At 64.5% G+C, this 25,751-nt stretch carries 23 protein-coding genes; 13 read left to right on the forward strand and 10 right to left on the reverse strand.

The window, feature by feature from the left end; all coding sequences use genetic code 11:
* Window positions 1-100 precede the first annotated feature (100 nt).
* Window positions 101-1,288, forward strand: coding sequence for an MFS transporter (locus ACFPWW_RS23845; protein WP_377313446.1), 1,188 nt, complete (start codon window positions 101-103; stop codon window positions 1,286-1,288).
* 18 nt (window positions 1,289-1,306) lie between these two features.
* On the opposite strand, the gene ACFPWW_RS23850 is transcribed toward ACFPWW_RS23845, so the two are convergent.
* A complete protein-coding gene (locus tag ACFPWW_RS23850; RefSeq protein WP_377313448.1) occupies window positions 1,307-2,329 on the reverse strand; it encodes an LLM class flavin-dependent oxidoreductase in 1,023 nt (340 codons plus the stop codon).
* 197 nt (window positions 2,330-2,526) lie between these two features.
* Here ACFPWW_RS23850 and ACFPWW_RS23855 point away from each other — a divergent pair, with 197 nt between their 5' ends.
* Window positions 2,527-3,228 (forward strand): hypothetical protein, encoded by a 702-nt coding sequence (locus ACFPWW_RS23855; protein ID WP_377313450.1) that lies wholly within the window; start codon window positions 2,527-2,529, stop codon window positions 3,226-3,228.
* A gap of 96 nt (window positions 3,229-3,324) precedes the next feature.
* Here the strand turns inward: ACFPWW_RS23855 and ACFPWW_RS23860 are convergent, their stop codons facing one another.
* From ACFPWW_RS23860 to ACFPWW_RS23870, 3 genes are all read right to left on the reverse strand, one after another.
* On the reverse strand, window positions 3,325-5,538 hold the full coding sequence (locus ACFPWW_RS23860; protein ID WP_377313452.1) for an FAD-dependent oxidoreductase: 2,214 nt from the start codon (window positions 5,536-5,538) through the stop codon (window positions 3,325-3,327).
* 12 nt (window positions 5,539-5,550) lie between these two features.
* Window positions 5,551-6,759, reverse strand: coding sequence for an acetyl-CoA C-acetyltransferase (locus ACFPWW_RS23865; protein ID WP_377313454.1), 1,209 nt, complete (start codon window positions 6,757-6,759; stop codon window positions 5,551-5,553).
* A gap of 139 nt (window positions 6,760-6,898) precedes the next feature.
* A complete protein-coding gene (locus tag ACFPWW_RS23870; RefSeq protein WP_112567025.1) occupies window positions 6,899-8,692 on the reverse strand; it encodes an acyl-CoA dehydrogenase C-terminal domain-containing protein in 1,794 nt (597 codons plus the stop codon).
* Window positions 8,693-8,906: 214 nt separating this feature from the next.
* Here ACFPWW_RS23870 and ACFPWW_RS23875 point away from each other — a divergent pair, with 214 nt between their 5' ends.
* From ACFPWW_RS23875 to ACFPWW_RS23905, 7 genes are all read left to right on the forward strand, one after another.
* Window positions 8,907-9,296 (forward strand): hypothetical protein, encoded by a 390-nt coding sequence (locus tag ACFPWW_RS23875; protein ID WP_112567029.1) that lies wholly within the window; start codon window positions 8,907-8,909, stop codon window positions 9,294-9,296.
* Between the two features lie 77 nt (window positions 9,297-9,373).
* Window positions 9,374-10,057, forward strand: a complete 684-nt coding sequence (locus tag ACFPWW_RS23880) for a DNA-3-methyladenine glycosylase I (protein ID WP_377313457.1) — start codon at window positions 9,374-9,376, stop codon at window positions 10,055-10,057.
* A 76-nt stretch (window positions 10,058-10,133) separates the two neighbouring features.
* The gene (locus tag ACFPWW_RS23885) at window positions 10,134-10,835 is read left to right on the forward strand and encodes an SDR family NAD(P)-dependent oxidoreductase (protein WP_112567035.1); all 702 of its coding nucleotides are present in this window, start codon (window positions 10,134-10,136) and stop codon (window positions 10,833-10,835) included.
* Between the two features lie 16 nt (window positions 10,836-10,851).
* Window positions 10,852-11,055: a hypothetical protein gene (locus ACFPWW_RS23890; RefSeq protein WP_377313459.1), complete on the forward strand. Its 204-nt coding sequence runs from the start codon at window positions 10,852-10,854 to the stop codon at window positions 11,053-11,055.
* 186 nt (window positions 11,056-11,241) lie between these two features.
* Window positions 11,242-14,958, forward strand: coding sequence for a peptidoglycan-binding protein (locus ACFPWW_RS23895; protein WP_377313461.1), 3,717 nt, complete (start codon window positions 11,242-11,244; stop codon window positions 14,956-14,958).
* A gap of 223 nt (window positions 14,959-15,181) precedes the next feature.
* A complete protein-coding gene (locus tag ACFPWW_RS23900) occupies window positions 15,182-16,105 on the forward strand; it encodes a sulfite exporter TauE/SafE family protein (RefSeq protein ID WP_112567041.1) in 924 nt (307 codons plus the stop codon).
* Window positions 16,105-16,905, forward strand: a complete 801-nt coding sequence (locus ACFPWW_RS23905; protein ID WP_112704541.1) for a TIGR02186 family protein — start codon at window positions 16,105-16,107, stop codon at window positions 16,903-16,905. The genes ACFPWW_RS23900 and ACFPWW_RS23905 overlap by 1 nt, the downstream gene beginning before the upstream one ends.
* Here ACFPWW_RS23905 and ACFPWW_RS23910 read toward each other — a convergent pair whose 3' ends face one another.
* Window positions 16,906-17,490, reverse strand: coding sequence for a TetR/AcrR family transcriptional regulator (locus ACFPWW_RS23910; protein WP_377313463.1), 585 nt, complete (start codon window positions 17,488-17,490; stop codon window positions 16,906-16,908).
* 85 nt (window positions 17,491-17,575) lie between these two features.
* On the opposite strand from ACFPWW_RS23910, the gene ACFPWW_RS23915 reads away from it, so the two are divergent.
* On the forward strand, window positions 17,576-18,514 hold the full coding sequence (locus tag ACFPWW_RS23915; RefSeq protein WP_377313465.1) for an alpha/beta fold hydrolase: 939 nt from the start codon (window positions 17,576-17,578) through the stop codon (window positions 18,512-18,514).
* A 57-nt stretch (window positions 18,515-18,571) separates the two neighbouring features.
* Window positions 18,572-19,153, forward strand: coding sequence for a transglycosylase SLT domain-containing protein (locus ACFPWW_RS23920; protein WP_112754686.1), 582 nt, complete (start codon window positions 18,572-18,574; stop codon window positions 19,151-19,153).
* On the opposite strand, the gene pdeM is transcribed toward ACFPWW_RS23920, so the two are convergent.
* The gene (pdeM, locus tag ACFPWW_RS23925) at window positions 19,150-19,875 is read right to left on the reverse strand and encodes a ligase-associated DNA damage response endonuclease PdeM (protein ID WP_112567055.1); all 726 of its coding nucleotides are present in this window, start codon (window positions 19,873-19,875) and stop codon (window positions 19,150-19,152) included. The two genes, ACFPWW_RS23920 and pdeM, sit on opposite strands and share 4 nt — an antisense overlap.
* A gap of 22 nt (window positions 19,876-19,897) precedes the next feature.
* Window positions 19,898-22,408, reverse strand: a complete 2,511-nt coding sequence (locus ACFPWW_RS23930; protein WP_377313467.1) for a ligase-associated DNA damage response DEXH box helicase — start codon at window positions 22,406-22,408, stop codon at window positions 19,898-19,900.
* A gap of 96 nt (window positions 22,409-22,504) precedes the next feature.
* Between ACFPWW_RS23930 and ACFPWW_RS23935 the strand changes: the two genes are divergently transcribed.
* Together ACFPWW_RS23935 and ACFPWW_RS23940 are read left to right on the forward strand one after the other, a co-directional pair.
* On the forward strand, window positions 22,505-23,005 hold the full coding sequence (locus tag ACFPWW_RS23935) for an RrF2 family transcriptional regulator (protein WP_112753820.1): 501 nt from the start codon (window positions 22,505-22,507) through the stop codon (window positions 23,003-23,005).
* A gap of 37 nt (window positions 23,006-23,042) precedes the next feature.
* Entirely contained in the window at window positions 23,043-23,504 is a 462-nt protein-coding gene (locus tag ACFPWW_RS23940) for a carboxymuconolactone decarboxylase family protein (RefSeq protein WP_112704536.1), read from the forward strand.
* A 71-nt stretch (window positions 23,505-23,575) separates the two neighbouring features.
* On the opposite strand, the gene ACFPWW_RS23945 is transcribed toward ACFPWW_RS23940, so the two are convergent.
* The 3 genes from ACFPWW_RS23945 to ACFPWW_RS23955 form a co-directional block, all read right to left on the reverse strand.
* Entirely contained in the window at window positions 23,576-23,743 is a 168-nt protein-coding gene (locus tag ACFPWW_RS23945) for a hypothetical protein (protein WP_162702871.1), read from the reverse strand.
* A gap of 110 nt (window positions 23,744-23,853) precedes the next feature.
* Window positions 23,854-24,489 carry a YitT family protein gene (locus ACFPWW_RS23950; RefSeq protein WP_112704535.1) on the reverse strand — a complete coding sequence of 212 codons (636 nt, stop codon included), beginning with the start codon at window positions 24,487-24,489 and terminating at the stop codon, window positions 23,854-23,856.
* A gap of 195 nt (window positions 24,490-24,684) precedes the next feature.
* Complete coding sequence (locus tag ACFPWW_RS23955; RefSeq protein WP_377313469.1) at window positions 24,685-25,617, reverse strand: class I SAM-dependent DNA methyltransferase; 933 nt, start codon at window positions 25,615-25,617, stop codon at window positions 24,685-24,687.
* Between the last annotated feature and the right edge of the window lie 134 nt (window positions 25,618-25,751).

A 25,751-nucleotide genomic window follows, 5' to 3' on the forward strand; every position in this document is an offset into this window, starting at 1 on the left:
TTCAGAAACTTTCATCGATCCATTAACGCAAATTATTTGCTTTTAAGCCTCACCTCGCCTAGATGGGGCTAACGCAACGAATTAGCCTTAAGGAGCTTACATGGCCGGCGCTCACGAATCTATCCGGAATTCGTCTCCCATGGGCTTCCATGCGCTGACGCTTGCCATATTCTTCGGCGCCTCGGCGGCGCCGACGCCGCTCTACCGCATCTATCAGGAAACATTCGCCCTCTCGCCCCTCCTCATCACGGTGATCTTCGCCGTCTACGCCTTCGCGCTGCTGGCGGCCCTCCTGATTGCCGGCTCGATCTCCGATCACCTCGGGCGGCGCCCCGTCATTTTCGGCGCGCTGGTGCTCGAAATCATCGCCATGGCGCTGTTTTGCCTGGCCAGCGGGCCGCAATGGCTGATCGCGGCGCGCATCGTGCAGGGGCTTGCGACAGGCATTGCCGGCGCCTCGCTCGGTGCGGCCCTTGTCGATATCGACCGGGCAAAGGGGCAGATCGTCAACTCGCTCGCGCCGCTCTCCGGCATGGCGATCGGCGCCATCGGCACGAGCGCGCTGATCCAGTACGGACCCGAGCCGCTGCATCTCGTCTATGCGCTGCTGCTGGCCGCCTTTGCCGTGCAGGCCTTTGCGCTGTGGCTGACGCGCGAAACCGGCGGTACGCGGCCCGGCATCCTCAACGCGCTGAAGCCTGCGGTTTTCATTCCGCCGCAGGTGCGCAAGCCGCTGTCGCTGGTGACGCCGATCAACATCGCCAACTGGACGCTCGGCGGCTTCTACCTGTCGCTCGTGCCCTCGCTGGTTGCCTCCACCACCGGCAGCCGGGCGCCGCTGACGGGCGGGGCTGTCGTCGCAGCGCTGATGCTGTCGGGGGCAATCGCCGTTTTCCTGCGGCGCAGCCGCAGCCCGAAGGCCAATCTCGTCTTCGGCGTTGCCTCCCAGACAGCCGGCATCGCGACGGTGGTCGGCGGCGTGCATCTTGCCAGCGTGCCGCTGCTGCTGGTCGGCACGCTTTTGACCGGCGCCGGTTTCGGCACCAACTTCCTCGGCTCGATCGGCACGATCATGCCGCTTGCCAGGCCGGAGGAGCGCGCCGGCCTGCTTTCGGCCTTCTATGTCCAGAGCTATCTGGCCTTCAGCCTGCCGGCGATCCTTGCCGGCTTCCTGGTCAAATCGATCGGCTACGGCCTGACCACCGATATCTACGCCACGGCAATCGTGCTCGTCAGCCTTGCCGGACTGATGGCCTTGCGCGCAGCAAAGCAGACGGCGACGGCATAGGACCGTCGGCCGAGACGATCACCGCCAGCCGAGCGCCGGGGCGACATATTTCAGGATCGATTCGATGACGTGGGCATTGTATTCCACGCCGAGCTGGTTGGGGACGGTCAGCAGCAGCGTATCGGCCTCGGCGATCGCTTCGTCCTTTTTCAGCTCCTCGACGAGGGCGTCGGGCTCGGCGGCATAGGAGCGGCCGAAGATCGCTCTCGTGTTCTCGTCGATGAAGCCGATCTTGTCCTGGCCCTCATTGCCATAGCCGAAATAGGAGCGGTCGCGATCGTTGACCAGCGCGAAGATGCTGCGGCTGACGGAAACGCGCGGCTCGCGCTGATGGCCGGCCTCCCTCCAGGCCGCGCGATAGGCGCGGATCTGCTTGGCCTGCTGGATATGGAAGGCTTCGCCGGTCTCGTCGTCCTTCAGCGTCGAGCTCTGCAGGTTCATGCCGAGCCTGGCGGCCCAGACGGCCGTGGCATTCGAGCCGGCACCCCACCAGATGCGCTCGCGCAGGCCGGCCGAATGCGGCTCGAGGCGCAGGAGGCCGGGCGGATTGGGAAACATCGGTCGCGGATTGGGCTCGGCGAAACCTTCGCCCTTCAACACTTCGAGGAAGACTTCGGCATGGCGGCGGCCCATATCGGCATCGCTCTGGCCCTCCGGCGGGTTGTAGCCGAAATAGCGCCAGCCATCGATGACCTGCTCCGGCGAGCCGCGGCTGATGCCGAGCTGCAGGCGCCCGCGCGCAATCAGATCGGCCGCGCCGGCATCTTCGGCCATGTAGAGCGGGTTCTCGTAGCGCATGTCGATGACCGCCGTGCCGATCTCGATGCGGCTGGTGCGCGCACCGACGGCGGCCAGCAGCGGGAAGGGCGAGGCAAGCTGGCGGGCGAAATGATGGACGCGGAAATAGGCGCCATCCGCGCCCAGTTCCTCGGCGGTGACGGCAAGATCGATCGACTGCAGCAGCGTATCGCCTGCCGATCGCGTCTGGGATTGCGGCGAGGGCGTCCAATGCCCGAAGGAGAGAAAACCGATCTTTTTCATGATTCCATCGCTTAAACTGAAGGGTGCCCTGCACGCCTTTTGTCATGATTCCAGACAGGCATATAGGCGCCCGGCGAGAGATTTGTGAGGTAGGCGAGAATGCGGAGTGCGATCCCTTGCCATTTCCCGCCGGCGACCGGCCATGGAAATGGCGATTTCCGGTCCCACCGTCGCGATCATCTCGCGGAGGAGCGCTCATGAAAATCGTCATCGGCCTTGCGGCCTTTCTTGTCCTTGCCGTTGCGGGCACGGCTTTCGCCTATCCCGCCGTCGCGGCTGTCGCCTGCCCTTACTGCTATGGGTTCACGGGGCTCGGCAACGGCATCTATGTGGAAAAGACCATGAGCGTCGGGGAGCGCGAGCAGGCGCAAGCCGTCGTTGCGGCCGCGCGCGAACGCGTGGCGGATTTTTACGGTGCGCTTGACGGCAGGCCCCGCATCCTGATCTGCAAGAGCGAGGATTGTTATCAGCCGATCGGTGGCGGCTCGCGCGGGCAGGCGATCCTCGATTGGGCGCTGTTTCTTTCGCCGCGCGGCACGAGCGACGTGATCGCCGCCCACGAACTCTCGCATATCGAGCTGCACAGCCGGCTGGGGCTGGTGAAGACCTGGAACAGGGCCATTCCGCAATGGTTCGACGAAGGCCTTGCCGCGGACATCTCTGCCGACCCGCGCTATCTGCGGCAGGCCGGCAATGGCGACCGCTGCCTGATCGAACCCGGCGGCGACATGCCGACGACGCGCAGCGCCTGGGTGGAGACGGCACGCACGCAGGAACTCTACGCGCGGGCGGCCTGCCGCGTGGACCGCTGGATTGCCGCCCATGGCGGGCCGGCCGCCGTTGCGCGGCTCGCCCAAAACGTTTCGGGCGGAGAAAGCTTCCAAGCGGCCGCGCGATAGGGCAAGGACAAGATATGGCCCCTGGATCTGCCCGAGACCCGGAGCCGCTCACGCTAGCCCTCTCCGCGCTGCAGCGAGGGACCCCGGATGCTCCGCTCATGCCACCCTTTCAGCGGCCGGATAGGGGTCGAAGCGGCCGTAGAAGGTTTCGCCCCTGGCGGCCATGTCCTTCAGGAGCGGTGTCGGCTTGAAGTGGTCGCCGTAGGCAGCGGCCAGCTTTTCGGCAAGGTCCACGAAGGCCTTCACGCCCATGCCGTCGATATAGCTCAGCGCACCGCCGGTATAGGGCGCGAAACCGAAGCCGAGGATGGAGCCGACGTCTGCTTCGCGCGGGTCGGTGACGATGCCCTCCTCCATGGTGCGGGCGGCCTCGAGCGCGATCGTCACCAGGAAGCGCTGCTTCAGGATATCGACGTCGATCTCGGCGGCCGGCTTCTGCGCATAGAGGGTCTTCAGCTCGGGCCAGAGGAATTTTTTGGCGGGCTTGGCCGGGTATTCGTAGAAGCCCTTGCCGTTCTTGCGGCCGCGGCGGTCGAGTTCGTCCACCAGCCGGTTGATGAGGGCAAGGTGGCGTTCGTCGACGGCTTTCGGGCCGAGATCGGCAACAGTCGCCTTGAGGATCTTCTGCGACAGATCGATCGCCACCTCGTCGTTCAGCGAGAGCGGGCCGACCGGCATGCCGGCCATCTTGGCGGCATTCTCGATCATCGCCGCCGGCACGCCTTCGATCAGTATGTCGTAGGCTTCGTGGATATAGCGGAAGACGCAGCGGTTGACGAAGAAGCCTCTGGTATCGTTGACGACGATGGGGGTTTTCCTGATCGCGGCGACATAATCCAGGGCGACGGCGAGCGCTTTGTCGCCCGTCTTTCTGCCGAGAATGACTTCCGTCAGCATCATCTTCTCGACCGGCGAGAAGAAATGCAGGCCGATGAACTGGTCGGGCCGCTTCGAATTTTCGGCAAGGCCCGTGATCGGCAGGGTCGAGGTATTGGAGGCGAAGATGGTGGTTTGCGGGATGACGGCTTCCACCTGTTCGATGACCGCCTTCTTGACGGCACGGTCTTCGAAGACCGCTTCGATGACGAGATCGGCATCCTTCAAATCGCCGTAGTCGGCAGAGGGCGTGATGCGGGAGAGAAGTGCGGCACCCTCCTCCTGGGTAAGACGACCCTTACCAATGGAATCCTTGACGAGGCCTTCGCCGACGCCCCTGCCCTTGGTGGCGGCTTCGATATCGCGGTCGATGAGGGTGACATCGAAACCGGCGGCAGCCGTGACATAGGCGATCGAGGCGCCCATGAAGCCGGCGCCGACGACGCCGACCTTCTTCAGCTCGCTCTTCGGCACGCCGGCCGGGCGGCGGGCGCCCTTGCCGAGCTCCTGCATGGAAATGAAGAGCGAGCGGATCATCGAGAAGGCTTCGGTGGTCCGCAGCACCTGGGTGAAATAACGCTGCTCGATCTTCAGCGCCGTATCGAAGGGCAGCTGCAGGCCCTCGTAGACGCATTTCAGGATGGCGAGCGCGGCGGGATAGTTGCCGGCCGTCTCGCGGCGCAGGATGGCGGGCGCGGCCGGCCAGAGCTGGGCCGCGGCCGGCGTCCAGATGCCGCCGCCGGGCACCTTGAAGCCCTTCTCGTCCCAGGGGGCGACAGGCTTCAGGCCATCCTTGATCATCTGCTTGGCGGCCGGGATCAGCTGATCCGGCTCGACCACCTGATGAACGAGGTTCATCGCCTTGGCGCGCGAGGCGTTCAGCGACTGGCCCGTCGTCATCATCTGCAGGGCGGACTGGGCATCGGTCAGGCGCGCGACGCGCTGCGTGCCGCCCGCACCGGGGAAGAGGCCGACCTTGACTTCCGGCAGGCCGATCTTGACGCTCTTCGCGTTGGAGGCGACGCGGCCGTGGCAGGCGAGCGACATTTCGAAGGCGCCGCCCATGCAGGTGCCGTTGATGGCCGAGACCCAGGGTTTGCCGCAGGTTTCGAGCTTGCGGTAGAGACCGGTCATGCGGCCGACGAGATCGAAGAGTTTTTGCGCGGCTCTCTCGGGATCGGCGGTCTTCTCCTGCTGGTAGAAGGAGAACATCGCCTTGATCATCGAGAGATCGGCGCCGCCCGAGAAGGAGGATTTGCCCGAGGTGATGACGACGCCCTTGACGGCGCTGTCGGCGACGGTCGCATCGACGATGGCGTCGAGCTCGTCCATCACCTCCTGGGTGAAGAGGTTCATCGACCTGCCGGGCATGTCCCAGGTGACAAGGGCGATACCGTCGGCATCGGTCTCGACGGTGAAATTGGTGTAGCTCATCGTCTCTCTCCCTTAGACGCGTTCGATGACGGTTGCCGTGCCCATGCCGGCGCCGATGCAGAGGGTGACAAGCGCGGTGTTGAGGTCGCGGCGCTCCAGTTCGTCCAGCACGGTGCCGAGGATCATGGCGCCGGTCGCGCCGAGCGGATGGCCCATGGCGATCGCGCCGCCGTTGACGTTGATCCGGTCGTGTCCGATCTCGAAGGCCTGCATGTAGCGCAGCACGACGGCGGCGAAGGCCTCGTTGAGCTCGAAAAGGTCGATATCGGCAAGCGTCATGCCCGTGCGCTTCAAGAGCTTTTCGGTGACATCGACGGGGCCGGTCAGCATCAGGGCAGGATCCGAGCCGATATTGGCGAAGGCCTTGACGCGGGCGCGCGGCTTCAGGCCCATGCTTGCTCCCCCGGCCTTCGAGCCGAGCAGGACGGCAGCGGCGCCGTCGACGATGCCCGAGGAATTGCCGGCATGGTGGACATAGTTGACGCGCTCGACTTCCGGATGGGCCTGGATGGCGACGGCTTCGAAGCCGCCCATTTCGCCGGGCATCTGGAAGGAGGGATTGAGCGAGGCGAGCGCCTGCATGTCGGTGCCGGGGCGCATGTGCTCGTCATGGGCCAGGATGGTCAGGCCGTTCTGGTCCTTGACCGGGATGACGGAATTCTTGAACCAGCCGTTGTTCCAGGCATTGGCCGCCCGCTTCTGGCTTTCGACGGCATAGGCATCGACATCGTCGCGCGAGAAACCGTATTTGGTGGCGATGAGATCGGCCGAGACGCCCTGCGGCATGAAATAGGCCGGAAAATTCACCGAAGGGTCCATGAACCACGCGCCGCCGGACATGCCGAGGCCGACGCGCGACATGCTTTCGACGCCGCCGGCAATGACGATATCGTCTGCCCCTTGCGCGATCTTGCCGGCGGCGAAATTGACGGCATCGAGGCCGGAGGCGCAGAAGCGGGAGATCTGCATGCCGGGCGCCCTGGTGGAATAACCGGCCTCAAACGCGGCGGCCTTGGGGATGACGGCGCCGGCATCCATGACCGGATCGACGCAGCCCATGATGATGTCGTCGACCGTTTCGGTGTTCAGCCCGTTGCGGTCGCGGATCGCCTCCAGCGTCCTGGCCGCAAGGCGCACGGACGGCACTTCATGGAGTGAGCCATCCTTCTTGCCGCGGCCGCGGGGCGTGCGGACGTGATCGTAAATGAAAACCTCGGTCATTGTCTCATCTCCCTGGCGGCGCGGAAGCGCCGGTGAATTTCTTTCTTCCGACCGGCAGAAACCGGAGACGACTGCGCTTGCGGCCCCCTCATCCGGCCCTTCGGGCCACCTTCTCCCCTGCGTGGAGAAGGGGCTCCAATCAGAAGGCTTCGGCGGCCAGTTCCATCATCGTGTCGGCGCCGGTTTCGATGCGGGCCTTGCGCAAGGCGGTCTCGGGCATGATGCGCTCCATGAAGAATTTCGCCGTAATCAGCTTGTTCCTCAGATAATCCTCGCGTGCGTCGCCGGCGGCAAGGCGTTCGTTGGCGGCTTTGGCCATGCGCGCCCACATGTAGCCGAGAACGACGAGGCCGAAGAGGTGCATGTAATCGGTCGAACCGGCACCGGCATTGTCGGGCTTGGCCATGGCGTTCTGCATGAACCACATGGTCGCGCCCTGGACGTCGTTCAAGCCCTTCTTCAGGTGCTTGGTGAAGAAGCTCAGCTGCTCGTCAGCACGGTTTTCCTCGCAGAAATCGCCGATCTCCTTGAAGAGCGCCATGGCGGCGCGGCCGCCGTTCAGCGCCAGCTTGCGGCCGACGAGATCGAGCGCCTGGATGCCGTTCGCTCCTTCATAGATCATGGCGATGCGGGCATCGCGTACATACTGGCTCATGCCGTTTTCTTCGATATAGCCGTGGCCGCCGAAGACCTGCTGGGCCATGACGGCGTGGTCGAAGCCCCTGTCGGTCATCACGCCCTTGAGGATCGGCGTGACGAGGCCGAGAATATCGTCGGCCGTCTGGCGTTCCTTCTCGTCGCTGGCGCGGTGGGCGATATCCGATTTCAGCGCCGTCCAGAGCAGGAAGGCGCGGCCGGCCTCGTTGAAGGACCGGATCGTCATCAGTGCGCGGCGGATATCCGGGTGGACGATGATCGGGTCGGCCTTCCTGTCCGGCGCCTTGGGACCGGAGAGCGAGCGGCCCTGGATGCGCTCGCGGGCGTAGTTCGCGGCATTCTGATAGGCGATTTCGGCAACGGCAATGCCCTGCAGGCCGACCATCAGCCGGGCCTCGTTCATCATCACGAACATGGCGTTGAGGCCGCGGTTTTCGGCGCCGATCAGGAAACCGGTCGCCCCGTCGTAGTTCATGACGCAGGTGGCGTTGGCGTGAATGCCCATCTTGTGCTCGATCGCGCCACAGCTGACGCCATTGCGGGCGCCCAGGCTGCCGTCCGCGTTGACGAGGAATTTCGGCACGATGAAGAGCGAGATGCCCTTGGTGCCCTCAGGCGCGCCTTCGATGCGGGCGAGCACGAGATGGACGATGTTGTCGGTCAGGTCATGCTCGCCGGCGGAGATGAAGATCTTCTGGCCCGAAATCCTGTAGCTGCCGTCGGGCTGCGGCACCGCCCTGGTGCGCAACATGCCGAGATCGGTGCCGCAATGCGGCTCGGTGAGGTTCATGGTGCCGGACCAGGAGCCGTCCACCATCTTCGGCAGGTAGGTGCTCTTCTGCTCGTCGGTGCCGTGGACGAGGATGGCGGCAATCGCGCCCTGCGTCAGGCCCGGATACATCATCAGCGACATGTTGGCGGCCGAGGTATATTCGCCGACGGCGGCATGAAGCGTATAGGGCAGGCCCTGGCCGCCGAATTCCTCCGGCACGGCAAGACCGATCCAGCCGCCTTCGCGATAGGCCCGATAGGCCTCCTTGAACCCCTTCGGCGTGGAGACCGTGCCGTCGCCATGACGCTGGCAACCTTGCTGATCGCCGGAATAGTTCAGAGGAAACAGTGCCTCCTCGGCCACCTTGGCCGCCTCGCCCAGAATGGCCTCCACCATGTCAGGCGTGGCATCGGCAAAGCCCGGAAGATTGTTGTAGCGTTCGAGACCCAGCACGTCGTTGAGTACGAAAAGCGTGTCGTTCACCGGGGCCTTGTAGACTGGCATCGTTCGAATTCCTCCAATTCGCCGACCGGATCGCTCCGGCCTTGAGACTCTCTTACAAAATATTGACGTTTGCGTAAACGTCAAATTCCGCATGCGCGCAATTTTGTGAGAGGCGAAACGAGCTGCTGCAAACGGCATGCTGCCCGTTTCCTTCTCCGGCTAAGCGCGCTACATTCCATCAGACCTGCAGAAAGAGCCTGGGAGGAGCGATTTCATGAGAAGGACGTGGCCTGCGGAGTTCAATTCCATTTTCGATGCGGCGGAGGAAGTGACGATCGAACCTGTTGCGGTCGAGCCGGTCAACGGCGAAAGGCTGGCAGTCCATGACGAGCCGCCGGCTCCGCGCAAGGCGCTTCGGGTGCGCATTCCGATGGAAACCTACGAACGCATCTGGCCGCTTGCCGAAATGCGCTTCCGGCCGGCCGAAGGTCCCTATGCCGGCAAGGCGGTGACGCTGATCGTCACCAATCCGCACTATCACCCCTGGCATCCCGCCGACGGCGGCTCGGAGGAGAAGGTCGGCGACAGCGGGCGGCACTACAGGACCGATTACCTCGTCGTGCATTTCCTGCTCGACGACGTGCGCGAACCTGTCGCCGCCTGAGCATCGGTCGCGCGGCTTGAAGATCGGGCCGCTCCCGGCATAGGCTTGCACCAGCAACGTTATCCGGGAGCCGAGCCTTGAGCGATTTCGACACTATCCGCAAGCGCGCCGAGCAGAGAAAAGGCGGCGCCGACGCGCTGAAGGCGATGCTGCCCGCCCTGCCGGACCATGATGCGCTGCGCGCGTTGCCCGACGACCGCATTCTTTCGCAGATGACGCGGCGGATCTTCTACAGCGGCTTCGTACACAAGGTCATCGACAATAAATGGCCGGGCTTCGAAGAGGCTTTCGAAGGCTTCGATCCTGCCGCCCTCAACATCGCTCCCGACGAGTTCTGGCACGACCTGACCGGCGACGACCGCATCGTCAAAAACGGCGCGAAGATCATGTCGGTGCGCGCCAACGCCGCCTTCGTGCGCGAACTGGCGAACGAGGCCGGCAGCGCCGGCGCCTTTTTCGCGGACTGGCCGCGCGAGGATCATATCGGCCTGCTCGAGGTGCTCAGCAAACGCGGCAACCGGCTCGGCGGGGCGACCGGACAATATTTCCTGCGCGGCATCGGCCGCGACGGCTTCATCATGACGACGGACGTGCTGGCCTGCCTCAGGGATGCGGGCGTGCCGCTTTCGGCGTCCGGGACCGGCAAGAAGGACCAGCAGCTGATCCAGCAGACGTTCAACCGCTGGGCCGGGGAAACGGGGCTGCCGCTCGCGCACCTCTCGCGCATCTGCGGGCTTTCGATCGACGCGCCGCAAGCGTGAAAAATTCGCGTCCGGCGGTTTTTTGAACCGCCGCGACTGCCTACCTCTCCGGAAGGTTCATCCCAAGGAGAAGATCATGGCCGAGTTTCCCTATCGCAGCGCGCTCATCGTCGGCGCCGGTTCCGGCATCAGCGGCTCGCTTGCCCGCGCGCTTTCGGAACGCGGCGTGAAGGTCGGGCTTGCGGCGCGCAATATCGGCAAGCTCGGACCGCTGCTCGACGAGACCGGGGCCAGGGCCTTTGCCACCGACGCCGCGCAGCCGGCGGCGGTCTCGGCCCTGTTCGAGCGTGTCGATGCCGAAATCGGCGAGCCCGACGTGGTGATCTACAATGCCAGCGGACGGCTGCGCGGACCGATTGCCGAGCTTGACCCTGCGGAGGTTCAGCAGGCGATCGCCACGAGCGCCTTCGGCGGCTTCCTCGTTGCGCAGCAGGCGGCAAGGCGGATGATCCCGCATGGGCGCGGCGCGATCCTGCTGACGGGGGCGACGGCCAGCGTCAAGGGTTTTGCGCAGTCGGCACCCTTCGCGATGGGCAAATTCGCGCTGCGCGGCCTGGCGCAGAGTGCGGCCCGCGAGCTGGGGCCGCTCGGCATCCATGTGGCGCATTTCATCATCGACGGCGCCGTGCGGTCGGCGACCAGACCCGACCGGGAAGACAGGCCCGACGGCACGCTTTCGCCCGACGCGATCGCCCAATCCTATATCGACGTTCTGCTGCAGCATCGCAGCGCCTGGTCGCAGGAAGTGGAATTGCGGCCCTGGACCGAGAATTTCTGATCCCCCGATACTGCGCATGGTGCCGCAGATCCGCTTTCGCGAGCGCAGCCGAGGCGATTGGATCGACGCCGCCCCGACAGATTGGCAGGGGACGATGCCGCGCCTGGACCGGATGAAGGTCGAGTTTCGCGCGCAAAACCGGCCCGAAATAGCAAAAGTTAAAAATTTCTCATCCGGGTTAACGAGTTCTTTACCACGTTTCGTAAAAGGTGCGCGGTGAGCATTGGCGATCTGCGTTCCTTTTTTCCTGTCTCGCGTTTCAGGAGTGCCGCCAACAGTCCGTCCAACTTGAGGAAAGTCTAATTGACTATTTCCTTATGTACGGCGCTCTCCGACGTGTACCCCGGTGCGCTTCGGACGAAGGCAATGATCTGGCCCGGACCGGGCAATCGAAGCGAGCAAGAACATGAACGGATCGCGATCACATTCTTCCCGGCATTCCGACAGGACCTCGCTCGACGCGTTGAACCGCACGATCGAAGGGCTGGAAGCGCGGATCGAAGGCCTGATGGGCAGCGGGCGCGAACAGCGGCCGCGCAATCCGGTGCCGGACCGTGATCCCTACGCCGGTTCCTATGGTCCGCGCGCAGCCGATCCGCTTGCGGAAATCCGCCAGCGCCAGCGCGCGCTCGACGCCGGCAGAGACAATCGCGAGCGCGGCTACACGCGCGAAGCGGCCCGCACGCCCGCCCCGCAGCACGCCGCGGCACCGCAGCCGGCCGCTGCCGCTTTCCGTGGCTCCGACGACACGATGACCGAAATCGCCCAGGCGCTCGTCAACCTGCGGCAGGACCTGAAGCGCGACATTTCCGAAGGCGTCACGCGCGAAATGAATGCGCTGCGCAGCGAATTGCGCGAGATCAAGGCGAGCGCGCAGGACCGGCATTTCGCCGACGACATCCGCGCCGACATGGGCCGCCTGTCGCAGGGCATCGCGCAGCTTACCAGCCGCTCCGCCGGACCGGAGGCGAGCGGCCTGCGCGACGAATTCGAGGAGCTGCGCTCGCTGATGGACGGGCTGGCGCGCGAGGATTCGATGCGCCACCTGGAGCGGCGCTGGGACAGCGTGGAAAACCGGCTGGCGGACCTCGACACGGCCGGCCTGCAGGAAGAGCTGGTCTCGCTCGCCTACCGGCTCGACGACATCAAGCGGCATCTCGGCGGCATGGGCGAAAGCCTGGCCGTGCAGGCGCTGGAAGACAAGCTCATCACCATCGCCTCCGCCATCGAGCAGTTCGGCAACCTGATCCAGCCGCACGACCGGATCATGTCCGAGCAGTTCGCCGCCATGGATATCAGGCTCGACGAGATCAGCCGCGCGATCGCCGCCAGCGGACGCACCTCCGGCGGCACCGACCCGGCGCTGATACAGCGGCTGGAGAGCCGCCTTTCCGCGCTCGGCGACCAGATCGAGCTGATGGGGCGGGCCGCCTCGAGCCGGCCCAACCCGGCAGACGAAATGGCAGGCCGGCTGGAAGCGCTGACGGCGCGCGTCGAAGACCTCGCCAAGGCGGAAGCGACCTCACGGCTGGACGAGCGGCTGGAGCATCTTTCCTACCTGCTCGAGCGCACGCAGAAGGCGGCGCCGCAGCCGGACCTGACCGGTGCGCTTTCCGACATTTCCCGCAAGATCGATGCGCTCGAAAGCGGCTCGGTCAACGATGCCCTCGCCAAGCGGCTCGACTATCTCGCACGCCGCATCGACGAGATGGAAATCCGCCCGGCGCCCGCGCCGGTCATCGACGACAGCGCCTTTCAGCGTCTCGAAGGCCGGCTCAGCGACATCGCCGCGCGGCTGGAAGAAAGCACGGCGGCACCGCCGACCGATACGCGCGCGCTGAAGAACCTCGAAGACCAGATCGCCAATCTCTCCGAACTCCTGAACGCGCCGCGCGAAAATGCGGAAGTATCCGCCGATCTCGACCGCCGCATGGGCGCGATCGAAGATTATATCGCCACCAACGACGAATATATTATCGAGGCGGCGCGACAGGCGGCGGAAGCCGTGGTCGACGCCTATTCCCGCAACGGCGCGGCACAGGGCGCGGCACCGGCCGCCGCCGACATGTCGGCCCTCGTCGCGCTTGCGGAAGACCTGCGCCATCTCGAGGATCTGAGCCGCGACAGCGAAGAGCGCACCCACAAGACCTTCCAGGCCCTGCACGAGACGCTGGTGCATATTGCCGACCGGCTGGACACGATGGAAGAGCGGGTGCGCCCCGCTGCCCGGATGCCGGCAGCCGATGTCGATTTCAACGTCGATCCCTATGCGCTGGTGGATGCCGGCCGGGAACCGGCCAAGGCAGCCGTGATGCAGGCCCCGAAGGCTTCGCCGGTGCTGCGCACGGCCGATATCGCCGAGGAAGCGCCGGCCCGCATGCCGGAGCCGGCATTGACGGACAGCACCAGCGCGATCGCCATCGAAGCCACCAGCCAGCCGGACAAGCCGGTCGTTCCCGCCAGGGGCAGCCTGCTCGCCAGCCTTGGCCGCAAGCTGATGCCGTCGCGCAAGGCGGAAGAAAAGAAGGCCGCCGCCGAGCGCCCGGTCATCGATCCCGCCCCCTCGATCGATCCCGTCGACGTGGTGCCGGCCGAGGCCGCAAACGAGCTCCTGGAACCGGGTTCGGGCGCGCCCGACGTGAAGAAGATCCTGGAGCGCGTGCGCGCCAGCCAGAACGCCCAGCGCGCCAAGGCGGCCACAGAGAACGACCGGGCGGACTATATCGCCGCCGCGCGCCGGGCCGCGCAGGCCGCCGCGATGGAAATCGACAGCAACGCCAAGCCCGCGACGCGCGCCGAACGCCGTGCCGCCAAGCCCGAGAAGGCCGCCGGCAAGGGCAGTGCCTTTTCGCGCTTCCGCCGGCCGATCCTGCTTGCCGTCGGCGCCGTACTGCTTGCCATCATGGCTTTCCCGCTTGCCCGCACGCTGACATCGGGACAGAAGGCGCCGCCGCCGGCCGAGGTTTCGGCCCTGACGGGAGCTGCGGAAACGCCGCAGGCCAATATGGCAGCGCCGGCGCCGGTCGCACCGGTCGCATCCGCACCGGAGACGGCCGCCGAGGCACCGGCAAGCGCGCCGGCGCCAACGGCTCCCGCCGCGGCCGACCACCTGACCGATGCCGCGCCGCTCGACGGCGAAGGCGCGGAAGGCTTCGCCCAGGCACCGGTGCAGGATGCCTCCGGCTTCGTTCCGAGCACGCCTGCCGAACCGGCGGTGACGCCGGCTGCCTCGACGACCGCCGCGATCATCGTTCCCGACACGATCCAGCCGCTGCCGCTCGCCGACGCGGCGCGCAACGGCGATGCGCTGGCACTCTTCGAAATCGGCGCCCGTTATACCGAAGGCCGCAACGGCCTTGCCGCCGACCAGAAACAGGCGGCAAGCTGGTACCAGCTTTCGGCCGACAAGGGTTTTGCGCCGGCGCAGTACCGCCTCGGCAGCATGTACGAGAAGGGCAACGGCGTCGAGCGCGACGTGCAGAAGGCCAAGGGCCTCTACGAACAGGCCGCCGGCCAGGGCAATGCCAGCGCGATGCACAATCTCGCCGTGCTCTACGCGTCCGGCGCGCTCGGCCAGCAGGATTATGCGACGGCGGCCTCCTGGTTCCAGAAGGCGGCGGATCTCGGCATTACCGACAGCCAGTTCAACCTTGCCATCCTGTGCGCCCGCGGCAACGGCGTGCCGGCCGATCTGGAAGAATCCTACAAGTGGTTTGCGATCGCCGCCAAATCCGGCGACAAGGATGCCGCCCAGAAGCGCGACGAAGTGGCGAACGCCATGAAGCCGGACCAGCTGGAGCGCGCCCGCGCCAAGGCCGACCTCTGGAAGCCGCAGCCGTTCGACAACAAGGCGAACGGCGTCGAGATCCCCGACGCATGGGCAAGCGGCGCCGCGCCGAAGACGGCGACCGTGGACATGAAGAAGGCGATCCGCAACATCCAGGCGATCCTCAACAACAACGGCTTCGACGCCGGCCCGCCGGATGGGGAAATGGGCGCCAAGACCGTGACCGCCATCAAGAACTTCCAGAAGTCGATCGGCCAGGAGCCGACCGGCAAGGTCAACGACGAGACGGTCAAGGCGCTGCTGGAGCGCAACAAGCCGGGCGCCAAGGCCATCTGATTTCGCCTGGCGGCCCGTGCCGCCGGGCTTTCGGCCTTTTCGGGCCGCGTGTCACAAAACCTGAAAAAAGCCGGATTATGCGGGACATATCGGAGCCTGCATCCGGCTGATCGCGCTTTTTCCTTCGAAAGCCTCTGGCAACGATTTCACAGTAGGATGCGCCATTCGAACGGGGACGTGAGACGGGCCGCCGCGGCGGGCGCGGCGATAATCGGGGTCGGCTGTGACAATCTATCTGCCCATCGCAGAATTGTCGGTGAACATCTTCATCATTCTCGGCATGGGGGCTGCCGTCGGCTTCCTGTCCGGCATGTTCGGCGTCGGCGGCGGCTTCCTGATCACGCCACTCCTGATCTTCTACAATATTCCTCCGGTCGTTGCCGTGGCGACCGGCGCCAACCAGGTGGTGGCTTCCTCGATATCGGGGGCGATCACGCATTTCCGGCGCGGTACGCTGGATGTGAAGCTCGGTTCGGTGCTGCTGGTCGGCGGCCTTTCGGGCGCGACGGTCGGTATCTGGATCTTCTCGCTGCTGCGCTCCATCGGCCAGCTCGACCTGTTCATCTCGCTGCTTTACGTCGTCTTCCTCGGCACTGTCGGCGGGCTGATGCTGTGGGAGAGCGTCAACGCCATGCGCCGCGCGGCCCGCAACGAAGCGCCCGCCCCGCGCCGGCCCGGCCATCAGCACTGGGTCCACAAGCTGCCGCTCAAAATGCGGTTCAAGAAATCGAAGATCTTTCTGTCGGTCATCCCGATCGTGGCGCTCGGCTTTGCCATCGGCATCCTGACCTCGGTCATGGGCGTGGGCGGCGGTTTCATCATGGTGCCGGCGATGATCTACCTGCTGCGCATCCCGACCAACGTGGTCGTCGGAACCTCGCTCTTCCAGATCATCTTCGTGACCGCCTATACGACCATCGTGCAGGCGGCCACCAACTATTCCGTCGATATCGTGCTTGCCTTCTTCCTGATGCTCGCCGGCGTCATCGGCGCGCAATACGGCGTGCGCGTCGGCCAGCGGCTGCGCGGCGAGCAGCTGCGCGCCCTGCTCGGCCTGCTGGTCCTTGCCGTCGGCCTGCGCCTTGCCGTCGCGCTGGTGGTGACGCCGGAGGATATCTATTCGGTGGTGATGGGAGTGGGGAACTGATGTTTCGGCTCCTGCTGATCCTTGCCCTTCTCATGCCTGCCGCCGCCGCGGGCCAGGTGCTGCTGCCCGGACAGGGAACGACGCAGGCCGAGCGCGAGGGGCTGGAAATCGGCACGTCCACCAGCGAGATCGCCATCACGTCCGATTTTCGCGGCGCGGACCTGACGATTTTCGGGGCCGTGACCAATACGGACGACCTTCTGCTTGCCATCGGCCAGTATGACGTCGTCGTGGTTCTGGAAGGTCCGCGCGTGGACGCCACGGTGCGCAGGAAGGAACGGGTCTTCGGCATCTGGATCAATACCACGTCGATGACCTTTGCCGAGGTACCGCATTCCTATTCGATGTCGAGTTCGCGTTCCATCGACGACATCACGACGCCGCTCGACCTGACCGGAGAGGGTATCGGCATCGACCATATTCCGCTGCGACCGATCGATTTTACCGGCAACTTCAACAGTCTCAACGAATTCCGCGCCTCCTTCCGGCGCATACAGCAGTCAGGCGGGCTCTATGAGCGCGATCCGAGCGGCGTTCGCTTCGTCTCCTCCAACCTGTTCAAGGCAAGCCTGCGGCTGCCCGCCAATATTCCGAACGGCGTGCATACGGTGCGCGCCTATCTCTTCAAGAGCGGCAAATTCGTGACCCAGAAATCGCAGCCTCTGCGCGTCATCAAGACCGGCATCGAGCAGACGATCACCGATGCGGCGCATGAGCAGCCGATTTTCTACGGCTTTTTCGCCGTGCTGCTGGCCGTGCTGACCGGATGGGGCGCCAGCCTGATCTTCCGCAAGGATTGATCATTTCGCCTTCCTCATCGCCGCGGCGACAAGCGTTGCGGCCGCTTCTCCGGCCGTTTCCATATAGGCGGGATCGCGATGCAGGAGCACGGCGGCAAAGCAGCCGTCCAGCAGCAGGACGATCTGGCGGGCGAGCTTTGCCGGCTCGGCGAAATCTTTCTCCTCGAAGAGAGATGCCAGCCACTTTTCGACATTTTTCTTGTGCGCGGCACCGACCTTGATGGCGGGATGGCCGGGCATGTTGGCAAGTTCGGCCGATGTTCTGAGATATCCGCAGCCCCTCCATTTCGGATGCCGGGCCGAGCGGGCCAGTTGATCGAAAATGCCCCTCACCTTCGCCGGCAGGTCGCCATCCGTCTCGGCAAACCAGCGGCGGTAGACCGCAAGATTGGGCTGGTCGCGGGTCTCCAGATAGGCGGCGATCAGATCGTCCTTGCTGTCGAAATGATAGTAGAGGGTGCGCTTGGTGACATCGGCCTTCTCGGCCACGGCATCGACGCTGACGGCACGGATGCCCTCGCTGTAGAAGAGCTTGGCGGCGGCGGCGACGATGCGCTCGCGCGTGTCGGATGCGTTTTTTGCCATGACGGCAATGTATACCGACTAGTGAGTGTCATCAACGCGCAATGCCGCCTACCGTGCTTGTCGAACCAGGACAAAGGAAGCAGCCATGCCGGCAAGCAGCACAGGCAGAAAGAGCGATCTTGCGCGGGAAGCGGAGGCTGTCATGATCGGCTGTCGTGACGGCGTGGCGCTTGGCGGCCACCTCTGGAGCGCCGTCGGACCGAGCAGCGGCAGCGTGGTCATCAACCCGGCGACCGGGGTCGCGGCCCGCTACTACCACTACTATGCGCGCTTTCTCGCCGAGCACGGCTTCGACGTGCTGACCTACGATTACAGAGGTATCGGCCAGTCGCGCCCGGAACGGCTGCGCGGCTGCGGCTATCGCTGGCGGGACTGGGGCGAGCGGGATTTCGATGCGGCGCTGCTGTTCATGGAGGCTCTAAGGCCCGGCCAAGAGCTTCTTGTCGTCGGCCACAGTATCGGCGGCTTCCTGCCCGGCCTTTCAGCGCATGCCGGCCGTGTTGCCCGGATGCTGGCGGTCGGCGCGCAATATGGAAACTGGCGGGACTACGCCCCGGCGCATCGCCGGCGGCTGTTTGTAAAATGGCACCTGCTCATGCCGGCGATGACCTTGCTGACAGGCTACTTTCCCGGACGGTCTCTCGGCTGGCTTGAGGACCTGCCGAAGGGCGTGGCGCTGGACTGGGCATTGCAGCGGAGATGGAACGGTCCTCGTTCGGCAGCAAAAACGGATGCCTCAAGATCCTTCGAGACTTTTCATGCGCCGATCCTCAGCCTCACCGTCACCGATGACGGGATTGCGACCGTGCGGGCCGTTCGCCGCGGCCTTTCCCACTATCGCAACGCCCAGGTGGAGGAGGTGCTGCTTGCGCCAGACGATCTCGGATTTACGCGGATCGGGCATTTCGATCTCTTTCACGCGCGCCATGCCGCCGGCTTCTGGCTCGACAGTTTGCTCTGGCTCAGGGACGGGGCGAATCCCTGGCCTCACAAAAAACCGTCGGAACATCTCGCATTCGCATAAAAACCGCTCTTTAACGTTTACGAGTTAGTAATCTCTCGGAAACGAGAGGTTTGTATCATGCGTACTCGTACCGTGCTTGCGGTCGTCGGGCTGGCCCTGCTTGCGGGCTGCGCGACAGCGCCGCGCCAGACGCGCAATATCTGCGCCGTGTTCGACCAGAAGGATGGTCTCTTCACCAGCTGGCAGGGAGCTGCCGAGCGCACGGAAAAGAAATACGGCGTTCCGGTGCCGATCCTGATGGCGACCATGTATGTCGAATCCGGCTTCCAGCCCTATGCGCGCCCGCCGCGCACCAAACTCTTCGGCTTCATTCCGTGGACACGGCCGTCGACCGCCTATGGTTATTCGCAGGCGCTGAACGGAACCTGGGATCACTATCAGTCCGAAACCGGCAACTGGTCGGCAAGCCGCACCAATTTTGCCGACGCGATCGATTTCATCGGCTGGTACCATTACAGCAACGCCCAGGCGACCGGCATTCCGCTCAACGACGCCTACAATCTCTACCTCGCCTATTATTCCGGCCCGACCGGCTACAAGCGCGGCGACTGGCGCAGCAACGGCCAGCTGCAGCAGACGGCGCAGAAGTTTGCCCGCATGGCCGGCACCTATCAGCAGCAGTTGCAGGGATGTAACTAGCCGCGCAGATTGCCGTAACGAACGGAGTAAATCCGGTCACGGCCGAGCAGATGGGCAACCAGCGAGGCCTTGTCGAACAGGCCTTTCATCGCCGTGTGGCCGAGGTCGAGACCGCCGCTCATGACGCCGAAGGCGGGCATCAGCAGGCGGGCGCCGTCGGTGGCAAAGCACGGACGGCGGACGGATTTTTCGCGGCGGCGGACGGTGGCCGCCGGATGCAGATGGCCGGCGATCTCGCCCTTCTGCAGTCCGTCGCGCGGCTCGTGGCGGAAGGTCAGGCCGGCATGGAAGAGTTCGTCCGAGCAGGTGCCGGGCAGGTCGACCGTGCCGTCGGGATCGTGATTGCCGTTGATCCAGATCCATTCGCGGCCGCGGGCCATTTCGACGATCAGCGTGCGGAAGGCTTCCGGCAGATGTTCGGAGCCGACGCGGTCGTGGAAATTGTCGCCAAGCGATATGACGATCCTCGGATCGTAGCGGGAGACGACGGCGGCGAGCACAGTCAGTGTCGCCAGCGTATCGTAGGGCGGCAGCATCATGCCGCGGCGGGCGTAGGCCGCGCCCTTTTCCAAATGCAGGTCGGAAACGACGAGAATGCCGGCATCCGGCAGGTAGAGGGCGCCCAGCGGATCGCAGACGGCGGCGACACCGTGAACGGCGGTTTCGACGCCCGGTATTGCGGCAAGGCTGGTCATGTCGCGCGCAAGCGCCAGGCGGTTCATCACTCTCGTATTCCCAATAGATTCAGGCCATCGCCTCGGCGATCAGGTCGTCGGCGGCCTCGGCCAGCAGCGAGTCATGGGCCTGACCCGGCACCGATTCCTTGCCGATTTCCAGCATGACCGGCACGGCGAGCGGCGAAATATGATCCAGCGCCCGGTGGGTGATGTGGCCCCTGATTCGTCTCAGCATATCGCCAAGGCGGGAAATATCCAAAAGACCGGTCGCGGCATCCTGCCGTGTCGCCTGCAGCAGGATATGGTCTGGCTCGTGGGTGCGCAGCACGTCATAGATCAGGTCGGCTGACACGGTGACCTGCCGGCCGGTCTTTTCCTTGCCCGGATGGCGACGCTCGATCAAGCCGGCAATGACGGCACAATTGCGGAAGGTGCGCTTCAAAAGGAAGGATTCGTTCAGCCAGGATTCCAGATCGTCGCCGAGCATGTCCTCGTCGAAGAGATCGGAAAGGCTTAAGCCGCCATTGGCGATCATCAGGCCGAGATCTTCCAGACCCCAGATGGCGAGGGAATAATCGGTGGCGACGAAGCCCAGCGGTTTTGCCCCTGCCCTGTCCAGCCGGCGGGTGAGCAGCATGCCGAGCGTCTGGTGCGCAAGCCGGCCCTCGAAGGGATAAATGACCATGTAGCCGCGGCTGCCGCGCGGGAATGTCTCGATCAGCAGCTCGTCGCGCTTCGGCAGCAGGGACTTTTCCTTCTGCAGCGACAGCCAGTCGCGCACCTGGTCCGGCAGGCGATGCCAGCGGTCGGGATCATCCAGCATCGAGCGCACCTGATCGGCGAGATAGGTCGAGAGCGGGAACTTGCCGCCGGCATAGGAGGGGATTTTCGGATCGAAGGAGTAGGCCTGGCTGACCAGCGCCTCGTTTTCCCTGATGCCTTCGAAGCGCAAGACCTTGCCGGAGAAGATGAACGTGTCGCCGGGCGCAAGCTGTTCGAGGAAATATTCCTCGACCTTGCCGAGCACGGCGCCGGGACGGCCGAGCCTGCCGCCCTCGCCGCGCTTGGCCATGCGGATGTTCAGCATCGGGTCTTCGACGATCGTGCCGAGGTTGAGGCGATATTGCTGGGCGACCTGCGGATTGGAGACGCGCCAGCGACCCTCCCTGGTCTTGCGGATGCGGGCGTAACGTTCGTAGGTGCGCAGCGCATAACCGCCGGTCGCGACGAAATCGACGACGCGCTCGAAGGTCTCCCAGGAAAGATCGGCATAGGGCAAGGCGCTGGTGATCTCGTCATGCAGCTCCAGCATGTCGAAAGGTTCGGCGCAGGCCATGCCGAGGATATGCTGGGCCAGCACGTCGAGCCCGCCGCGCCCGACGGGCGGCGTATCCTGCGCGCCGATATAATTCGCGTCGAGTGCCGCCCGGCACTCCATGACCTCGAAACGGTTGGCGGGAACGAGGATCGCCTTCGACGGCTCGTCCATGCGGTGATTGGCGCGGCCGATACGCTGGGCAAGGCGCGAGGCGCCCTTGGGAGCACCGACATGGATGACGAGATCGACATCGCCCCAGTCGATGCCGAGATCGAGGGTGGAGGTGGCGACGACGGCGCGCAGACGGTTCGCGGCCATGGCGGCTTCCACCTTGCGGCGCTGCGCGACATCGAGGGAGCCGTGATGGAGCGCGATCGGCAGGTTCTCCTCGTTGACCGTCCACAGTTCCTGAAACAGCATTTCGGCCTGCGAGCGGGTGTTGACGAAGAGCAGCGTCGTCTTGTGGTCGATGAGCTTTCGGTAGACGTCCGGGATCGCATATCTGGCGGCATGGCCGGACCAGGGAATGCGTTCTTCCGTATCGAGAATGGAAATATCCGGCTTGGCGCCGCCTTCGACGAGCACGAGGCCGGCATGGTTGTCCCTGCCCTCCTGCTGCGCCACCAGCCATTTTTGCAGGTCCATCGGCTCGGCAACGGTGGCTGAGAGGCCGATCGTCTTCAGCTCGGGCGCCAGACGGCGCAGGCGGGCAAGGCCGAGCGAGAGCATATGGCCGCGCTTGGAGGTGACGAGCGAATGCAGCTCGTCGAAGATGACGTATTTCAGATCCTTGAAGAAGCGCTCGGCTTCCCGGTTTGCCAGCAGAAGGGCGACCTGTTCGGGCGTCGTCAGCAAAATATCCGGCGGGTTCAGCTTCTGGCGCTGGCGCTTGGCGTTCGGCGTGTCGCCGGTGCGGTTCTCGATCGAGATCGGCAGGCCCATTTCGGCGACAGGTTTCGTCAGGTTGCGCTCGATATCGACGGCCAGCGCCTTCAGAGGAGAGATGTAGAGCGTATGGATGCCGGTGAAGGCCGAACCCGGCGGGATCTTGCCGCGGCGGGTGAGGTCGGTCAGCGAGGGCAGGAAACCGGCAAGCGTCTTGCCCGCACCTGTCGGCGCGATCAGCAGCGTGCTCTCGCCGGCCTCGGCGCGGGCCAGCAGTTCGAGCTGATGGGCGCGCGGGCGCCAGCCTTTTTCCGCAAACCAGCGGAGAAAGGGGGCGGGCAAGGCAAGGCTGAGGTCGGCTTCGATCTGATCCACGCGGCAAATGTAGTTCAAACGACGACGAAGAGAAGCGCTATTGACTCGCGGCAATAATCGTGGATAAATAATATCCATGATTAGAGGAGGCGAGATGTGAAGCTTGGTGACGGTGTCGAACAGGGCATTCATTGCGTGGCGGTCCTCTCGGGCCTTTCCGAGGGCGGCGTGCTCTCGGCGGCAGCGCTTGCCGAGTTCCACGGCGTGTCGACGAGCTACCTGCTGAAACACCTGCAGGCGCTCTCCGGTGCCGGGATTCTGGAGACGGTGCCGGGGCCGAGAGGCGGCTACCGGCTGGCGAAGAAGCCGGAGGATATCTCGCTGCTCGATATCGTGCTGGCTATCGAGGGACCGGCGCCGGCCTTCCGCTGTTCGGAGATCCGCCAGCGCGGGCCGAACCCGCTGCCGCAGCGCTACTTCACCAAACCATGCCAGGTCAGTGCCGCGATGATGCGGGCCGAGCGCGCCTACCGTGCCGAACTCGCCGCTACCAGCATCGCCGATATCCTGGCCGAACTTTCCGCGGATGACGACGGCGGCATCGCCGCCAGAGGCTGCGCTTTCATGGACATGCACGAGAGAAGGGCGGCTCGCTGAGCCGCGCCACCAACCAACCCAACCCAAGGAGACTACGATGCAAGCACGTTTCAACTTCGGCAAAGCCGCCCCGGATGCCTACAAGGCCGTCGCTGCGCTGGAGCAATATGTCCAGGAAAGCGGACTGGACAAGCGCTTCATTCACCTGATCAAGCTTCGCGCCTCGCAGATCAACGGCTGCGCCTATTGCGTCGACATGCACTCGAAGGAAGCCCGCCATCACGGACTTTCCGAACAGTGGATCAACCTGATGTGCGTGTGGCGGGAATCGCCCGTATACGACGCCCGCGAACGTGCCCTGCTCGGCTGGGTCGATGCGGTGACGAAGATCGCCGAAACCGGCGCGCCGGATGCCGATTACGAAGCGCTCAAGGCGCATTTTTCCGAAGAGGAAATGACCAAGATCACCGTTGCGATCGGCACGATCAACATCTGGAACCGGCTGGCCGTCGGCTTCCGCAGCCAGCATCCGGTCGATGCGCCGCAGAAGGCGGCCTGACCGCGACTGGATGAACGAGGGATCGGATCCCGGCGACCGACCCGAAACGATCGGGTCGGTTGAATATATGGTCACTCGCGCTCTGCGGTGGCCCTGACGGCAGCGGCTTCAGGCCATTTGCCCGAGAGGTCGATGCTGTTGAATATGCCGCGCACGACTTTGGCGATTTCCTCTGCGGAAGCGCCCCTGGCGTATTCTTCCTGCATGCGGCGTCTGACAAGCTTTTCCAAATCCGACATAGCTTACCTCATCATATCCGGCGCGGGGAAAAGTCTCGCGCCAGGACCGATCACAGGCAAGTTACGTTTTGTTCAGAAGGGCTTACGGTTTTGTAAGGTTGACGCTGACCCTAGAGGGCGATGTAACGGTCCGCACGGTGGTTGATCGCCACGAACAGGTTGAGGACGACCGCACCGAGCACCGAATAGAAGACGACCGGCGGCGTGGTGACGAAGAAGGCGGCGGCCAGCACGCACATGTCGATGGCAAGCTGCACGAGGCCGGCGCGGATGCCGAAACGCTCCTGCATGTAGATGCCGAGAATGCCGACGCCGCCGAGGCTGGCGCGGTGGCGATAAAGCGCCAGAAGGCCGAAGCCGAGCAGCAGACCGCCGAGAAGGGCCGCCCAGGCCGGATGGATCGCGGCAATCTCCATGACCTTCGGCTGCAGGCTGGTCAGCGCCGAGGTCAGGCCGATGGCGACAAAGGTCTTGGTGGTGAAGGCCAGGCCGAGCCGCTTCCACGAGAGATAGAAGAAGGGCAGGTTGAGCAGGAAGAAGCCAAGGCCGAAATTCACACCAAAGGCGTAATGCAGCAGGAAGGCGATGCCGGCGGTGCTGCCGGTCAGAAGTCCGGCGCTGGCAAGGACGTAAAGGCCGAGCGCGGACACGAGGCTGCCGGAGAATATGCCCTGCACATCCTCGACCGGCGTGTGGCGCGTGGCGGTGGTGTTCCAGAAACCGAGGGCACTGATGAGCTGGCTCATGTCGCGATCTCCGATGGCGGCTGTTCCGGGCAGGCCGGAGGGAGAGGAAATAGACGGGTGGATGCGGCGCGTACGGCACCTGGAAAGTGCGTCGCCTGCTCGCGGAATGGCCGGATTATCAGGGCTTTTCCGGTTGCGCGCAAGCGAAATACGTAAGCAATGCTGACCTATTTCAAAATCGCAAGAAACATGCGCTCAGAGGGTTTTGCGCGTAAGGAACAGAATGCCGGAAACCGGTTTGCCGCCATCTTTGCGAATGGTGGTTTTGACGAGATCGAGGATTTCGAGCCCGTGGGCCGCCGCAAGCCCTTCGACATAGGTCTGCGTGTGGGCATAGCGCAGCGACGGCGCCAGGTGGAAGCCGTTTCCTTCGCCGCCATCCTCGACCGAAAAGGCGAAATCGGCGCCCGGCGCGGCGAGGTCATCGACGATCGCAAGGACGCTTTCGAGATTGCCGAGATACATCAGCACGTCGGCGGCGGTCACGAGATCGGCGCGCTGCCGGCCGCCGCCGGAAAAGATGCCGGAGGCCTGCGATGCCAGCGACAGGTCCGCCTGGGCGAGATGGTCGTAGACATGCTTTTCGGCCGCCTTTGCCAGCATGTTCTGCGACAGGTCGAAACCTTCGAGCTGTGCGACCCGGGAGCGGATTTCCGGGCCGAGCAGGCCGGTGCCGCAGCCGAGATCGACGGCGCGCCGGTAGTGCCGGCCGGTGGAGGCGACAAGGGCGGCAAGCTTCTCGGGGGCGGAATAGTCGAGCTTTTCCACCAGCGAGGTCTCGAAGCGATCGGCATAATCGTCGAACAGGCGCTCGACATAGCGGCTCGACGGCCGGGCCGGCGTTTGCGCATCGCCGAGCAGGGCAAGTTTGAGGCCGGCGCCGAATATATCCTCGGGGTCGAGGTCCAGCGTGCGGCGATAGGCCTGGACGGCGGCATCCGCCTTACCGGCCTTTTCCCGATAGGTGGCGAGCCGATACCAGCCGGCCGCCCAGCCGGGCGCGAGATCCAGCGCCTGCTCCATCAGCTCGGCCGCCGCTTCAGCATCGCCGCCCTCGGCAAGCATCCTGGCGTAATCGGCGCGGCGGTCGGCGATGACGTCGCCGGAGGAAAGCTGGCTTGGCTGCATGATCGGACCCTGTGATCTCCCGGCATTTGGCGGCGGCCACAAAAAAACTCAAGTCCTATTTCAGAGGCGGTGCTGTCCTGGCGGAAAAGGCTTGCGGGCGAATCGCCGCGACCGTATCTCAAGGCAAACAGGAG

The organism is Rhizobium sp. GCM10022189 (assembly GCF_042656325.1).
In the GTDB taxonomy this organism is placed as follows: domain Bacteria; phylum Pseudomonadota; class Alphaproteobacteria; order Rhizobiales; family Rhizobiaceae; genus Rhizobium.

Coding starts and splice junctions, on each gene's coding strand:
- ACFPWW_RS23845 (WP_377313446.1), top strand. CDS start 101: ATGGCCGGCGCTCACGAATCTATCCGGAATTCGTCTCCCATGGGCTTC.
- ACFPWW_RS23850 (WP_377313448.1), bottom strand. CDS start 2,329: ATGAAAAAGATCGGTTTTCTCTCCTTCGGGCATTGGACGCCCTCGCCG.
- ACFPWW_RS23855 (WP_377313450.1), top strand. CDS start 2,527: ATGAAAATCGTCATCGGCCTTGCGGCCTTTCTTGTCCTTGCCGTTGCG.
- ACFPWW_RS23860 (WP_377313452.1), bottom strand. CDS start 5,538: ATGAGCTACACCAATTTCACCGTCGAGACCGATGCCGACGGTATCGCC.
- ACFPWW_RS23865 (WP_377313454.1), bottom strand. CDS start 6,759: ATGACCGAGGTTTTCATTTACGATCACGTCCGCACGCCCCGCGGCCGC.
- ACFPWW_RS23870 (WP_112567025.1), bottom strand. CDS start 8,692: ATGCCAGTCTACAAGGCCCCGGTGAACGACACGCTTTTCGTACTCAAC.
- ACFPWW_RS23875 (WP_112567029.1), top strand. CDS start 8,907: ATGAGAAGGACGTGGCCTGCGGAGTTCAATTCCATTTTCGATGCGGCG.
- ACFPWW_RS23885 (WP_112567035.1), top strand. CDS start 10,134: ATGGCCGAGTTTCCCTATCGCAGCGCGCTCATCGTCGGCGCCGGTTCC.
- ACFPWW_RS23890 (WP_377313459.1), top strand. CDS start 10,852: ATGGTGCCGCAGATCCGCTTTCGCGAGCGCAGCCGAGGCGATTGGATC.
- ACFPWW_RS23895 (WP_377313461.1), top strand. CDS start 11,242: ATGAACGGATCGCGATCACATTCTTCCCGGCATTCCGACAGGACCTCG.
- ACFPWW_RS23905 (WP_112704541.1), top strand. CDS start 16,105: ATGTTTCGGCTCCTGCTGATCCTTGCCCTTCTCATGCCTGCCGCCGCC.
- ACFPWW_RS23910 (WP_377313463.1), bottom strand. CDS start 17,490: ATGGCAAAAAACGCATCCGACACGCGCGAGCGCATCGTCGCCGCCGCC.
- ACFPWW_RS23915 (WP_377313465.1), top strand. CDS start 17,576: ATGCCGGCAAGCAGCACAGGCAGAAAGAGCGATCTTGCGCGGGAAGCG.
- ACFPWW_RS23920 (WP_112754686.1), top strand. CDS start 18,572: ATGCGTACTCGTACCGTGCTTGCGGTCGTCGGGCTGGCCCTGCTTGCG.
- pdeM (WP_112567055.1), bottom strand. CDS start 19,875: ATGAACCGCCTGGCGCTTGCGCGCGACATGACCAGCCTTGCCGCAATA.
- ACFPWW_RS23940 (WP_112704536.1), top strand. CDS start 23,043: ATGCAAGCACGTTTCAACTTCGGCAAAGCCGCCCCGGATGCCTACAAG.
- ACFPWW_RS23945 (WP_162702871.1), bottom strand. CDS start 23,743: ATGTCGGATTTGGAAAAGCTTGTCAGACGCCGCATGCAGGAAGAATAC.
- ACFPWW_RS23950 (WP_112704535.1), bottom strand. CDS start 24,489: ATGAGCCAGCTCATCAGTGCCCTCGGTTTCTGGAACACCACCGCCACG.
- ACFPWW_RS23955 (WP_377313469.1), bottom strand. CDS start 25,617: ATGCAGCCAAGCCAGCTTTCCTCCGGCGACGTCATCGCCGACCGCCGC.